At 72.6% G+C, this 14,033-nt stretch carries 12 protein-coding genes; 10 read left to right on the top strand and 2 right to left on the bottom strand.

The features are described 5' to 3' along the window. The 4 genes from dnaE to N864_RS03830 form a co-directional block, all read left to right on the top strand. The coding region (gene dnaE / locus N864_RS03845) for a DNA polymerase III subunit alpha (RefSeq protein ID WP_034713676.1) at nucleotides 1–3,529 on the top strand (3,529 nt) is incomplete at its 5' end. 36 nt (nucleotides 3,530–3,565) lie between these two features. Further along, a complete protein-coding gene (locus N864_RS03840) occupies nucleotides 3,566–4,330 on the top strand; it encodes a class I SAM-dependent methyltransferase (RefSeq protein ID WP_034713674.1) in 765 nt (254 codons plus the stop codon). 33 nt (nucleotides 4,331–4,363) lie between these two features. Continuing rightward, nucleotides 4,364–5,617 (top strand): DNA polymerase IV, encoded by a 1,254-nt coding sequence (gene dinB, locus N864_RS03835; protein ID WP_034713672.1) that lies wholly within the window; start codon nucleotides 4,364–4,366, stop codon nucleotides 5,615–5,617. Between the two features lie 83 nt (nucleotides 5,618–5,700). Continuing rightward, nucleotides 5,701–6,099, top strand: coding sequence for a DUF3040 domain-containing protein (locus tag N864_RS03830; protein WP_034713671.1), 399 nt, complete (start codon nucleotides 5,701–5,703; stop codon nucleotides 6,097–6,099). A gap of 9 nt (nucleotides 6,100–6,108) precedes the next feature. Here N864_RS03830 and N864_RS03825 read toward each other — a convergent pair whose 3' ends face one another. After that, on the bottom strand, nucleotides 6,109–6,576 hold the full coding sequence (locus N864_RS03825; RefSeq protein ID WP_034713669.1) for a DUF456 domain-containing protein: 468 nt from the start codon (nucleotides 6,574–6,576) through the stop codon (nucleotides 6,109–6,111). Between the two features lie 19 nt (nucleotides 6,577–6,595). After that, on the bottom strand, nucleotides 6,596–6,820 hold the full coding sequence (locus N864_RS03820; protein ID WP_034713667.1) for a DUF7455 domain-containing protein: 225 nt from the start codon (nucleotides 6,818–6,820) through the stop codon (nucleotides 6,596–6,598). 359 nt (nucleotides 6,821–7,179) lie between these two features. Between N864_RS03820 and N864_RS03815 the strand changes: the two genes are divergently transcribed. From N864_RS03815 to N864_RS03790, 6 genes are all read left to right on the top strand, one after another. Then, nucleotides 7,180–9,300, top strand: a complete 2,121-nt coding sequence (locus tag N864_RS03815; RefSeq protein ID WP_034713666.1) for a DNA gyrase/topoisomerase IV subunit B — start codon at nucleotides 7,180–7,182, stop codon at nucleotides 9,298–9,300. A gap of 125 nt (nucleotides 9,301–9,425) precedes the next feature. Next, nucleotides 9,426–10,604, top strand: a complete 1,179-nt coding sequence (locus N864_RS03810) for an AAA family ATPase (protein WP_240474199.1) — start codon at nucleotides 9,426–9,428, stop codon at nucleotides 10,602–10,604. A gap of 9 nt (nucleotides 10,605–10,613) precedes the next feature. Beyond that, nucleotides 10,614–11,498, top strand: a complete 885-nt coding sequence (locus tag N864_RS03805) for a DUF58 domain-containing protein (RefSeq protein ID WP_034713664.1) — start codon at nucleotides 10,614–10,616, stop codon at nucleotides 11,496–11,498. After that, entirely contained in the window at nucleotides 11,488–11,973 is a 486-nt protein-coding gene (locus tag N864_RS25015; protein WP_034713662.1) for a hypothetical protein, read from the top strand. The genes N864_RS03805 and N864_RS25015 overlap by 11 nt, the downstream gene beginning before the upstream one ends. Then, on the top strand, nucleotides 11,964–12,938 hold the full coding sequence (locus N864_RS03795; protein ID WP_081793344.1) for a VWA domain-containing protein: 975 nt from the start codon (nucleotides 11,964–11,966) through the stop codon (nucleotides 12,936–12,938). Before N864_RS25015 ends, N864_RS03795 begins: the two co-directional genes overlap by 10 nt. Further along, complete coding sequence (locus tag N864_RS03790; RefSeq protein WP_034713660.1) at nucleotides 12,935–13,942, top strand: vWA domain-containing protein; 1,008 nt, start codon at nucleotides 12,935–12,937, stop codon at nucleotides 13,940–13,942. The genes N864_RS03795 and N864_RS03790 overlap by 4 nt, the downstream gene beginning before the upstream one ends. The last annotated feature ends 91 nt before the right edge of the window (nucleotides 13,943–14,033 follow it).

Raw genomic sequence — 14,033 nt, 5'->3', positions numbered from 1 at the left:
CGTCACCGCCACGCACCTGCGCGGTGAGCGGGGCAACCCCGTGACGACCCCGGCGCTCGTCGCCCAGCATGCGCACGCCGACGCCTCGCCCGGGCGGCTCGTCGTGCTGCTCGGGCCCGACTCGGACGTCGGCCGCGCGGTCCTCGCCAAGCGGCATACGGCTGCTCGGGCCGCGCTCGAGCGGTGGGTCACGCTCCTGCCGCCCGGGTGCGTCGCCGTCGAGGTCGTCTGCCACGGCGGCCCCGAGGGCCGTCCCGGCAGTCTCGGGCACGCCGGCCGGATGCTCGCCCTCGCCCGCGAGACCGGTGTGCGGGCCGTCATCACCGCTGCGGTGCGGCACACCGATCGCCGGGACGCACCGGTGGCAGACCTGCTCGACGCGGCCCGCCGCCTCGTCCCGCTCGACGCGCGCCACCTCGACCGGGTCACCACCGCCGCCCACCTCGCACCGACCCCGCTCATGCACGGCATCGCCCTCGACGTCGCCCAGGTCTCGGGGCCCGGCCTGACCGGTGGGGGCGTGCTTGCCCGTGAGGTCGCCGGCGAGCTGCTCCGCTCGACCCTCGCACTCGCCGACGAGTGCGTCCAGGACCCCCGCGCCGACCTCGGCGTCGGGGCGGTCCACCTGCCCGAGCCCGATGTGCTCGGCATCCGGCCGGGGGTGAGCCCCCAGCAGGTGCTCGCCCGCCGCTGCCGGGAGGCGATCGGCGCGCGCTACCCGGCGCTCTCCGGGTCACGGCTCGAGGCGGTCAGCACGCGTCTGGAGGACGAGCTCGCCGTGATCGACACGCTCGGCTACCCGACCTACTTCCTCACCGTCGCGGCGGTCTGCGACCTCATCCGCGAGATGGGCGTGCGGGTCGCCGCCCGCGGCTCGGGGGCCGGGTCCCTGGTCAACTACCTGCTCGGCATCTCCGGCGTCGACCCGATGCGGCACGGGCTGCTCATGGAACGGTTCTGCTCGCCCCTACGGGCGCAGCTGCCCGACATCGACGTCGACGTCGAGTCCGCCCGCCGCACCGAGATCTACGAGCGGGTTCTCGAGCGGTTCGGCGGCGACCGCGTCACGTGCGTCTCGATGATGGACACCTACCGGGTCCGGCACGCGATCCGCGACGTCGGCGCCGCGCTCGGCATGCCACCGGCCGAGGTCGACGCGATGGCCAAGGCGTTCCCGCACATCGCCGCCCGCAACGCCCGCAACGCGCTCGCCGAGCTGCCCGAGCTGCGCACGAGTGGCTTCGACGCACCCCGCCTCCAGCTCGTCCTCGACCTCGTCGAGCGGCTCGACGGCCTGCCCCGCCACATCGCCCTGCACCCGTGCGGCGTCGTGCTGTCCAACTCCGGGCTGCTCGACCGGACGCCCGTCGAGGCAAGCTGGCTGGGCTTCCCGATGAGCCAGTTCGACAAGGACGACGTCGAGACGCTCGGGCTGCTCAAGCTCGACATCCTCGGTGTGCGCATGCAGTCGGCGATGGCGCATGCGGTCGACGAGGTGGCCCGGGTCGAGGACGTGCACGTCGACCTCGACGACGAGGAGCAGGTGCCGCACGACGACGCGGCGACCTTCGAGCTGATCCGGTCGACCCGCACCCTCGGGTGCTTCCAGATCGAGAGCCCGGGCCAGCGTGAGCTGATCGGCAAGTTCGGTCCCGAGCGGTTCGACGACCTCATCATCGACATCTCGCTCTTCCGTCCCGGGCCGGTCAAGTCCGACATGATCATCCCGTTCCTCAACGCGCGGCAGGGGTGGCAGGAGCGGGACTGCCTCCACCCGACGCTCGTGCCCGCGCTCGCCGAGACCGAGGGCGTCGTCGTCTTCCACGAGCAGGTCCTCAAGATCGTCGCCGAGACGACCGGGGTCAGCCTCGCGGAGGCCGACGAGGTGCGCCGCGCCCTCGGCAGCACCGACGGCCAGGAGCGGGTCGAACGGTGGTGGCGACCGGCGGCGCGGGCGCGGGGCTACGAGCCGGACGATGTCGACCGGATCTGGACCGTGCTCAAGGCGTTCGCCTCGTTCGGCTTCTGCAAGGCGCACGCGGCGGCCTTCGCGCTGCCGACCTACCAGTCCGCGTGGCTCAAGGCGCACCACCCGGCCGCCTTCTTCGCCGGGGTCCTCACGCACGACCCGGGCATGTACCCGAAGCGGCTCATCCTCGACGACGCCCGGGCCTTCGGCGTGACGGTCCTCGGGCTCGACGTCAACGTCAGCACCGGCAGCTACCGCTACGAGCTCGACCCCGACGGTCGGCCCGCGATCCGGCTCTCGCTCGCCGACGTCCACGGCATCACCGATGCCGAGGTCGAGCGGATCGTCGCGGGTGCGCCGTACGCCAGCCTGTCCGACTTCTGGCAGCGCGCCCACGTCTCCCGCCCGGTGGTCGAGCGGCTCGTCCTGGCGGGTGGCTTCGACGCCGTCCACGGCATCCGCACGTCCCTCGACCTCACCGAGCGGGGGAGGGTCACCCGCCGCGACCTGCTCCTCCACGTCGCCGAGCTCGACCGGTGGTCGGGCGCCCGGCGCACGGGCGGCCGCCGCTCCGCGGTGGTCCGTGGGTCCCGGGGAGCCAGTGGTTCCAGGACGGCCAGTGGTTCCAGGACGGCCAGTGGTTCCGGGACGGCCAGTGGGCCCGGTGGAGCCCGTGGTTCCGGGACGGCCGGTGGGCCCGGTGGAGCCCGTGGTCCCCGCCAGGCGTCCGTCGACCAGGTGGGTCACCCCGATGTGCGGGCCCTCGCCGCGGCCCAGTCCGAGGGGCCGGCCGCACGTGACCGACCGGTCGCCGCGCAGCTGACCCTCGACCTCGGCGACACGCCTCGCCTCACCGCGACGAGCGGGCTGCCGGAGATGACCGGACCCGAGCGCGTGCGCGCCGAGCTCGAGGTGCTCGGCCTCGACGCGAGCGGACACGTCGTCGACTTCTACGAGCCGGTGTTGACCGAGCTCGGGGTCAGCCGGGCCCGTGACCTGCTCACCGGCCGCAACGGCCGCGAGGTGTGGGTCGCCGGCGTCAAGGTCGCGACCCAGACGCCGCCGGTCCGGTCCGGCCGACGCGTCGTCTTCCTCACCCTCGATGATGCGACCGGTCCCATCGACCTGACCTTCTTCGAGGACGTCCAGGGCCCGTATGCCGCGACGATCTTCCACTCGTGGCTGCTCCTCTGCCGGGGAGTGGTCCGCCGGACCGGCCCCAAGGGCCTGTCCATCCGGGCCACCGGCGCGTGGGAGCTGAGCGCCCTGCAGGAGGCCTGGTCACGAGGCGGGCCGCCGGCGCTCCACGCCGCCCTGGCCGAGGCCGAGCGGTCTGCGCAGGAGCGCGCCGCCGTGCTCGCCGATGCCGACTCGCACCGGGCCGGCCGGCGGGTCCTCGTCCACGCCTCGGGCTACCGACAGTCGCCCTACGCCGACGTGCGTCCGGCGGGGGCAGGGGTCCAGGGCTTCCGCGGTGTCGGAGACCTCGTCCCGGCCGGCGCACAGGGCACCGCTCCGCGCAAGCTGTGGCATGCCAGCCCGGGAAGTGCAGGGCACTAGGGTGAGAGCGCACCAGTCTCACCCGAGGAGGACGTCGTGGCGCAGGACCAGCGAGACCAGCCCCGGTCCGTGGCTCGCACGTCAGCAGTCGTCGCGGCGACCGAGCGGCTCGCGGCGAGCTGCACGGACCGACTCGGGCGTCCCCTCAACGTCCTCGACCTCGGTGGCGGCACCGGCGGCGTCGCCGTGCCCCTCGCCGTCTCCGGCCACCGGGTCACCGTCGTCGACCCCAGCCCCAACGCCCTCGCCGCGCTCGGAGAGCGTGCCCGCGCCGCCGGCGTCTCCGCCCGGGTCCGGGGCGTCCAGGGCGACGGCGACTCGCTCGAGGCGGTCCTGTCCGGCGAGACCTTCGACCTCGTGTGCTGCCACGGCACACTCGAGTTCGTCGACGACCCCGCCGCCACCCTGCAGGCGACAGCCGCCGCCCTCGAGCCCGGTGGCGTGCTCTCCCTCATCGTGTCCGGGCGTCTTGCCGTCGTCTTCGCCAAGGCGATCGCCGGCGAGTTCGCCCAGGCGAAGGCGGCCATCGTCGACGCCGAGGGTCGCTGGGGTCCGCACGACCCGCTGCCGCGCCGCTTCGACCTCGACCGGCTCACCGAGCTGCTCACCACGGCCGGCTTCACCATCGAGCAGGCCCGCGGTGCCGGCATCCTGTCCCACCTCGTGCCCGCCTCCCGCATCGACTCGGCCGCCGACCGGGCCGCGCTCGACGAGCTCGACGACCTGCTCGTCAGCGGCCCCGGACGCGAGGTCCTGGGCACCCTCGGCAGTGCCCTCCACGTCATCGCGCGCCGCGACTGAGGCCGCGCCCGGCCGCGCCCGAAGGACCCTGCGATGAGCCGGCGGCAGTTCAGCGTGCCCGTCCGGAACGAGCCCGGCCCGCCCGACGACACCGGGTGCACGATCCTGCACGTCGACATGGATGCCTTCTACGCCTCGGCCTCGCTCCTGTCGCGGCCGGACCTTCGCGGCCGCCCGGTCATCATCGGTGGCTCCGGGCGGTCCGTCGTGCTGTCGGCGACGTACGAGGCGCGCGCCTTCGGGGTCACCTCCGCCATGCCGATGGCGCGGGCGCGGCGGCTCTGCCCGCAGGCCGTGGTGATCCCGCCCGACCACCGCCGCTACGCCGCCATCTCGGACGCGATCATGGCGACCTTCGCGACCTTCACCGAGCACGTCGAGCCGCTGTCGCTCGACGAGGCGTTCCTCGACGTCTCGGGGGCGGTGCGCCGGCTCGGACCTCCTGCCCGGGTCGCCCAGATGCTGCGCGACACGATCGCCGACGAGCAGGGCATCACATGCTCGGTCGGCGTCGCGGCGTCGAAGTTCGTCGCGAAGCTCGCCTCCGGCCTCGCCAAGCCCGACGGCCTGCTCGTCGTCCCGCGCAACGAGACCGTCGCGTTCCTGCACCAGCTGCCCGTGGGGGCGATCTGGGGCGTCGGCGAGCGCACCGAGGAGCAGCTGCACCGGCTCGGCCTGCGCACCGTGGCCGACCTGGCCCACACCCCCGTCGAGACGCTCCAGCGCGCCCTCGGCGACGTCGCCGGCCGGCACCTGCACGAGCTGGCGTGGGGCCGCGACCCCCGGCCCGTCGAGCGGCAGCGTCAGGAGAAGTCCATCGGTGCCGACGAGACCTTCGCCCACGACGTCGACGACCCGGCCGTCGTGCACCGCGAGCTGCTGCGCCTGTCGGACCGGACCGCCGCGAGGGCCCGGTCGGCGGGAATGAGCGGGAGGACCATCTCGATCAAGGTCCGCTTCGCCGACTTCACGACGATCACCCGCGCCAAGACGCTGCGCAACCACACCGACGTCTCCCGGGAGATCCACGCCACCGCGGTCGAGCTGTTCGACCGGCTCGGCCTCCAACGGGCCCGGATCCGGCTCGTCGGCGTCCGCCTCGAGGGCCTCGCCCCGTCGAGCGGCACCCCCATCCAGGCGACGCTCGACGAGCCCGAACGGGGCTGGCGCGACGCGGACCGGGCCGTCGACCGCGCGAGCGCGCGCTTCGGGGCCGGCTCGGTGCGTCCGGCCAGTCTCATGCCGGAGCCCTCAGGTTCACAGGACGGCCAACCGGACCTATCCTGAAGGGGAGTCCACGTATGATTCGGGTACCTACCGGGGATCAGACCGGACCTCAGAGTCGGACGCACATCACAGGGAGGTGCCAGGTGGCACTCTCGGAACACGAGGAGGCCCTTCTCCAGCAGATGGAGGAGGCGCTCTATGCCGAGGACCCGCGATTCGCCTCGCGGATCCAGAAGACGAAGTCCCGTCACCTCGGGCGGGGACGCATCGTCATCGGCGTCGTGGCCGGTGTGGCCGGACTCGCTCTGGTGATCTTCTCCGCCATGAGCTCGCTCATATGGCTGGGAGCCATCGGCTTTGCCGTCATGGTCGCCGGCATCGCCTACGCCGTCTCCCCGGCACGCACCGCCCTGCGGTCCGTCTCGTCCGACGGCACGGCGACGAGCCCGACCCGGGGCAAGGGCAAGCAGTCGGCCACTCACGGCAGCTTCATGGAGCGGCTCGAGGAGCGCTGGGAGAAGCGTCGCCGCGACCAGTGGTGACCGGCTCGGTCAGCGTACGAGCAGCAGGCCGACGACCCACGTCGTCATGATCGCGAAGGCCGTCAGCAACTCGATCCCCATGCTGAGGCCGATGGCGCGCACCGCGTGCACGGTGGCCGCCCAGGCACGGCCATGGCTGCCCACCTGCAGCCGGGACATCAGGTAGATCGCTGCGACGAAGAGCAGTGGTGCGCCGACGACGGGGATGACGAAGAACCCGACCGCTCCGGCGACCAGCGCGACGACGACGACCCGCGTCGCGACTCCCGCCTCGCGCAGCCGACGCCCGGGGACGGTGTACTGCGTCACGAGCCCAGCGGCATACAGCAGGGTCGTGACGACGAGCACCACCCACCCCGTGCGGTCCTGCTCGACCAGGGCCCAGACCGCGCTCGCGGCCCAGACGAGGAACAGGCCGGGCAGGACCGGCACGACGATGCCGACGGTCCCCACCACCATGGCGAGGCCGACCGCCACCGTGACAGGCGTCAGTGCGTCACCGCTCGTCGACCGGGGCGCTCCCCGCAGTCTCGGAGAGCCGCGCGCTCTCGTCGTGGATGTCGACGGCCTGGCCCTGAAGGGCGGGCAGGTGCTCGCGACCGTGGTGAGCACAGAACAACAGCTCGCCCCCGGATACGAGGCGAGCACGAATGTAGGCCTGCGCGCCGCACCTGTCACAGCGGTCCGCAGCCGTCAGCTCTGGTGCCAGTGCTGTGTTCATCTCGTTCTCGCCTTCTCTCTTCCCTCGGGGTCTTCCCGCGAGGGAGACCCTTTCATGTACCTCTGGCGTCCGATGGGACCTCTCACGTGGGCCGGTCGGCCCTCGATCCTGCCCCATCGCACGTCGTGGACGTTCCAACAGTGAAACACGTTCATTCCTTCCCGTGTCGCAGGCTCGTGGGTTGAGACACGGTGACACCCGGATCGTTACCCAGTCGGCCGTCTCACCGCACCCTGTCGAGCGACCGGGCTGCCCCGGTGCCGCGAGCCTTCGCACCCCTGTCGGCCCTGCTGGTTAGCATGCTGTCGCCGGTCGGCGCGTGAGCCCGCCCGGGACGCGCACGAAAGAGGAAACGACCCTTGGCATCCGCCGCCCGCCCTGCCTCCACCAACGGCGACTACACCGCCCGCCACCTGCAGGTCCTCGAGGGCCTCGAGGCCGTCCGCAAGCGACCCGGCATGTACATCGGGTCGACCGACCAGCGCGGCCTGATGCACTGCCTCTGGGAGATCATCGACAACGCCGTCGACGAGGCGCTCGCCGGCGCCTGCACCGAGATCCAGGTGGTGCTCGGGGCCGACGGCTCCATCGTCGTGCGCGACAACGGCCGCGGCATCCCCGTCGACATCGAGCCGCGCACCGGGCTGTCCGGCGTCGAGGTCGTCTTCACCAAGCTGCACGCGGGCGGCAAGTTCGGCGGCGGCTCCTACGCCGCGTCGGGAGGCCTGCACGGCGTCGGCGCCTCGGTCGTCAACGCACTGTCCGCGCGACTGGACGTCGAGGTCGACCGCGGTGGCAAGACCTACGGCATGAGCTTTCGCCGGGGCGAGCCGGGCAGCTTCGAGGACGCGGTCGGGGTCCACTCGCCCGACGCCCCGTTCACGCCCTACGAGACGAAGCGGACCCTGCCCGTCGTCGGCAAGGTGAAGAAGGGCGTGACCGGGTCGCGCGTGCGGTTCTGGCCGGACCGGCAGATCTTCATCAAGGACGCCGAGCTCGACTACGACGCCCTCGCCGCCCGGGTCCGCCAGACGTCGTTCCTCGTGCCCGGGCTGCGCCTCGTGCTGCGCGACGAGCGGCCGGGCCGGGCCGACGACGCGCCCGCCGAGGAGGTGTTCCAGCACGACGGGGGCATCACCGAGTACGTCGACTACCTGGCTCCCGACGCCGGCATCACCGACGTCTGGCGCCTGTCCGGGGCGGGCAGCTTCACCGAGACCGTGCCGGTGCTCGACGACCGCGGGCACATGACCCCGACCGAGGTCGAGCGCGAGTGCGGAGTCGACATCGCGCTGCGCTGGGGTCAGGGCTACGACACCCGGGTCCAGTCGTTCGTCAACATCATCGCCACTCCCAAGGGCGGCACCCACGTCGCCGGCTTCGAGCAGGCCCTGCTCAAGGTCTTCCGCAAGCAGCTCGAGGTCAATGCCCGGCGGCTCAAGGTCGGCAGCGACAAGCCCGAGAAGGACGACATCCTCGCCGGGATGACGGCCGTCGTCACGGTCCGCCTCGCCGAGCCGCAGTTCGAGGGCCAGACGAAGGAGGTCCTCGGCACATCGGCGGTGCGAGCCATCGTCGCCAAGGTCATCGAGACGGAGCTGACGGCGCGGATCACCTCGACGAAGCGGGGTGACAAGGACCAGTCGGCACGGCTGCTCGAAAAGGTCGTCTCGGAGATGAAGACGCGCATCAGCGCGCGCCTGCACAAGGAGACACAGCGGCGCAAGAACGCCCTCGAGTCCTCGACCCTGCCGGCGAAGCTGCGCGACTGCCGCACCCACGACGTCGACCGCTCTGAGCTGTTCATCGTCGAGGGGGACTCGGCGATGGGCACCGCCAAGGAGGCCCGCAACTCGGAGTTCCAGGCGCTCCTGCCGATCCGCGGCAAGATCCTCAACGTCCAGAAGGCCTCGATCCAGGACATGCTCAAGAACGCCGAGTGTGCCTCGATCATCCAGGTCATCGGGGCCGGGTCGGGCCGCACCTTCGACCTCGACGCGGCCCGGTACGGCAAGGTCATCATCATGACCGACGCCGACGTCGACGGCGCCCACATCCGCACCCTGCTGCTGACCCTCTTCTTCCGCTACATGCGACCCCTGGTCGAGGCCGGTCGGGTCTTCGCCGCGATGCCGCCGCTGCACCGGATCGAGGTCATCCACAACGGCGCCAAGAAGAACGAGCTGATCTACACCTACAACGAGCAGGAGATGCGGCGCACCGTCAGCTCGCTCGAGAAGAAGGGCAAGAAGATCAAGCAGCCCATGCAGCGCTACAAAGGTCTGGGCGAGATGGACGCCGACCAGCTCGCCGACACGACGATGGACCCGCGGCACCGCACCCTGCGTCGGGTGACGATGCGCGACCTCGAGGCCGCCGAGCGCACCTTCGAGCTGCTCATGGGCAGCGAGGTGGCCCCGCGCAAGGACTTCATCATCGAGTCCGCGGCCGAGGTCGACCGGGAGCGAATCGACGCGTGACCGCCCGAGTCGCGGTGCCTCTGTCTACGATGGCGCTCTAGGACGTCGCTCGCTCGCCGAGCGGCTCGACTGGCGAGGCGGCCCTCGACGACGGACGTGCCGGACCGCCGAGAAGGGGGAGCGACGTGCAGGGGAACGAGCAGGCCGACCTCATGCCACCGCGTCAGGAGGCGGTCGACTCGCCAGCACCCGACGACAGCGGTGCCGACACCGACACTGACGCCAGCACTGCTACGGCCCTCGACGGTGGCCCTCGCGGTGCCCCCAACGGTGTGCCTGAGGGTGTGCCGGATGCGGGCCCGAGCGTCGACCCGGGCGTGAGGGCACCGCTCGACCGCGACGAGGTGGAGTGGGCCAGCCGCACGATCGGCGCCGTCTCCGACGCCTTCGACGCCAAGGTCGTCGGGCAGGACCGCCTGCAGGAGACGCTCCTCGTCGCCCTGCTGACCGGCGGGCACGTCCTGCTCGAGAGCGTGCCCGGTCTCGCCAAGACGACGGCCGCCCAGACCATCGCCGAGGCGGTGCGGGGCACCTTCCACCGCATCCAGTGCACCCCTGACCTGCTGCCGAGCGACATCGTCGGCACGCAGGTCTACAACCAGGGCAGTGGCCGGTTCGACACCCAGCTCGGACCGGTCCATGCGAACTTCGTCCTGCTCGACGAGATCAACCGGTCGAGCGCCAAGACCCAGTCGGCGATGCTCGAGGCGATGCAGGAGCGGCAGACCTCGATCGGCGACCGGACCTACCGGCTGCCCGACCCGTTCCTCGTCCTCGCGACGCAGAACCCCATCGAACAGGAGGGCACCTACGCCCTGCCGGAGGCCCAGCTCGACCGCTTCATGCTCAAGGACGTCCTCGACTACCCCTCGCCAGCGGAGGAGGCGGACATGCTGCGCCGGATCGACTCCGGCATCTACGCGCGCCCACCCCAGCAGGTCGTCGACCTCGCCGACGTGCTGCGCCTGCAGGCCCTCACCCGCCGGGTCTACATCGACCCCGCGATCACGAACTACGTCGTCGGCATCACCTACGTGACGCGGCACCCGGCAGACTACATCGAAGCCCGGCTCGCGTCATACGTGCAGTTCGGGGCCAGCCCCCGCGCGAGCATCGCGTTCAGCAGCGCGGCGCGCGCCCGCGCGCTCGTCCAGGGCCGCAACCACGTCATCCCGGACGACGTGAAGGCGCTCGCCCACCGCGTCCTACGGCACCGGGTCGTGCTCGGCTACGAGGCGACGGCCGACGAGGTCCGGGTCGAGACGGTCATCGACGCGATGATCGCCGGGATCCGCACCCCCTAGGGCGGGCGCATGGCGACGACCCACCTGCTGCGTGTCAAGACGGCGCTGTTCGTCCACGCCCGCAGGCCCGCCCACAGTCTCTTGGAGGGCGAGTACGCGTCGCTCTTCCACGGCCGCAGCCTCGACTACGACGACCTGCGCGGCTACGTCCCGGGCGACGAGGTGCGCGACATCGACTGGAAGGCGACGGCGCGCCACGACGCGCCGCTCGTGAAGCGGTACGTCGCGACCCGCAAGCACCATCTCCTCCTCGTGTCCGACACCGGCCGCGGGATGGCGGCCACCACGCCCAGCGGGGAGGCGAAGCAGGACGTTGCAATCCTGGCCGCGGGGCTGGTCGGCTACCTGGCGGTGCGGCACGGTGACGTCGTCGGGCTGGTGCGGGGGACCGCAGAGCGCACCGCCACGCACGAGCTGCGGGGGACCGAGGGCCACCTCGAGACGCTGCTCCAGGCCATCGACGACGCCACGGCGGTGACCGGCGACCAGAGCAATCCGGCCGCCCAGCTGCGGTGGGTCGTCCGCCACGTCCGGCGCCGGATGCTCCTGCTCGTCCTCGCCGACGACCGTGACCTCGGTCCCGAGGTGGAGGACCTGCTGCGTCGGCTCCGGGTCCAGCACGAGGTCCTGTGGCTCACCATCGAGGACGCCGACCCCACGCGCATCCCCGCCGGCGTCGGCGCCTATGACGTCGCCGACGGGTACGCGCTGCCGGCTGAGGTGCGTCTCGACCCCCGAGTGCAGGAGGCGTATGCCGCTGAGCGGGCTCGCCGCGTCGAGGTGACGGCCGCGCTGCTGGCGCGGTTGGGCATCGCCCACGGTCGGCTCGCGTCGTCGGAGGCGGTCGTCCCCGCTGTCCTCGCCCTGCTCGAGAGGCAGCGACGTGCTCGCTGACGCCCCGCCACCCGGCTTCTACGCACCCGACCCCTACGCGGGCCGGTGGCTCTGGGTCGGGATCGGCCTCGTCGGGCTCGTCCTGGCCTGGTACGCCGTCGTCTGGTGGGTGACTCGGGCGCAGCGGCACCGCCCCCCGGCTGGTGGCCAGGGCCTCGGGGTGGAGCAGCTGCGACAGGAGTACCTCCGACAGATCGAGACGGTCGTCCGGCGTGCGCGGTCCGGCGCCGTCACCCAGCGGCAGGCGCACCAGCAGCTGAGCGTGCTGGTCCGCCACTTCGTCCAGGAGGTGTCCGGCATCGCCGCCCCGACGATGACGCTGACCGACCTGCGCCAGACGGGGGACCGGGAGCGGCTCGGCACGGTCGCAGAGACGGTCGCCGTGCTCTACCCGGCCGAGTTCGGCACGCACCGGGCCGAGACGCTCGACGACGCCGCGGCGCTGGCCCGGCAGGTGGTGTCGCGGTGGAGCTGAGGACGCCGGAGGTGCTGGCATGGGGGCTGTTCGCCGCGGCCTTGCTCGCTGCAGCTGTCCTCTGGCGGGAGCTGCGCGGCCGCGGGGCGACCCGTCGCCCGGTCGCGAACTCAGCGACCCTGACCCGGCTCCCGGCCTTCCGGGCTGCGCTGCGCGCGCACCGGGCGCGTACGGCCGCCCTGGCCGGAGCCGCCGCCCTGCTCGCCGGTGCCAGTCTGCTGGGGGCCGCACGCCCGGTCGACACCACGGTGGAGCGGCCGCAGTCCCGCAGCCGCGACATCATGCTGTGCCTCGACGTGTCCGGGTCGATGGCCAGCTACGACGCCGAGCTCGTCCGGACCTTTCGCCGGCTCGTGGCGGACTTCGAGGGCGAGCGCATCGGCATGGTCATCTTCAACGGCTCCGCCGCGACCGTCTTCCCGCTCACCGACGACTACGACTACATCAACGAGGAGCTCGACGGGGCGGAGCAGGCCCTGACGGGGGGCTCCGTGCAGGACGCCTTCTTTGCCGGAACGTTCAACGGGTGGGGCACCTCGCTCATCGGTGACGGGCTCGCGACCTGCGTCACGAGCTTCGACCGCGCCGACACGCAGCGCGCGCGGTCGGTCGTGTTCGCGACGGACAACGAGGTGGCCGGACGACCGCTCGTCCCGCTCACCGACGCCGGGCAGCTCGCCCGGGCCAAGGCGGTGCGGGTGTACGGGCTCAGCCCGGCGCCGGACGGGGCGTCGCGGGAGTCGGTGGAGATGCGCGACGTCGTCGAGGGCACCGGTGGCCGGTTCTACTCGATGACCGACCGGGGCGCCATCGGAGGCATCGTCGAGTCGGTCCAGGCACAGGAGGCGACCGTCATCGAGTCCGCGTCCCGGGCGCTGCGCACCGACAGCCCGGCGCTCCCGATCGCTGCCGCGTCCCTCGCCTTCGTCGGGTTGGTCGTCGCGAGCCGCAGGTGGCGGTCATGACGTTCCTGCCGCTCCTGCCGTGGCCCGTCATCCTCGTGCTGCTCGCGGCGGTCCTCGCCGCCGTGTGGTGGAACCCGGCCGGTCCGGGGATGCCGGGGGAGAGCCGTGCCCGGCACGGCCGGCTCACCGGCGCCGCCGTCCTCCTCGCGCTCGCCGCGTGCCGTCCGGGGCTGCCCGGGGCGAAGGTCGACGCCCTGGCGACCAACCTCAACGTCTACTTCGTCGTCGACACGACGAGCAGCATGGTCGCCGAGGACTACGGCCCGGAGCGGCCCCGGCTCGAGGGCGTGCGGGCCGACATCCTGGCCATCGCCGAGGCGCTGCCCGGCGCCCGTTACGCGGTCCTCACCTTCGACGCCGACACCCGGGTGCGGCTGCCGCTCACGACCGACACGACCGCACTCGAGGCGGCGGTCGAGACGCTCGGCCCGGAGCCGTCGGAGTTCTCCCACGGGTCCACCGTCACTGCGGCCAACGAGCGGCTGAGCGCCCTGCTCACGAGCGCCGACCAGCGACACCCGGAGCGGGGACGCATCGTCTACTACCTCGGGGACGGCGAGCAGACCGCCGCCGGCGAACCGGCCCCGTTCACGATCGCGCCGGGCCTCGTCCAGGGTGGCGCGGTGCTCGGCTACGGCACGCACGCCGGGGGCCGGATGAAGGGCACGATGGCGCGCTACGGCCGCAGCGGCGACTACATCCGTGACCCGAGCACCGGTGAGGACGCGGTGTCCGTGATCGACGAGGGCACCCTCCAGCGGCTCGCGCAGCAGCTCGGCGTGCCCTACGCCCACCGGAGTGCGGGAGCGGCCGTCGCCGGGCTCGTCGACGGCATCGACGCCGAGCGCTTCGGCACCGCGGAGGAGAAGCAGCGAGCCGCGGTGCAGGGCCGGCAGGAGCTCTACTGGGCGGCCCTGCTCGTGGTGGCGGCCCTCGCGGCCTGGGAGGTCGGGGGCGCGGCGGCCGCCCTCGTGCGCTCCCGGCGTCGGGAGGTGGGTGCGTGACGACCGAGGTGACGCCGGACCGGACGATGCCGACCCCGGATCCGCAACCGGATGCGGGTCGCGGGGCCGGACGCCGTCGTCCGCTGCGGTC

This window comes from Intrasporangium chromatireducens Q5-1 (assembly GCF_000576575.1).
Taxonomy (GTDB): Bacteria; Actinomycetota; Actinomycetes; order Actinomycetales; family Dermatophilaceae; genus Intrasporangium_A; species Intrasporangium_A chromatireducens.
The sequence above is the reverse complement of the archived record's forward strand: the minus strand, read 5'-3'. Positions and strand labels throughout refer to the sequence as shown.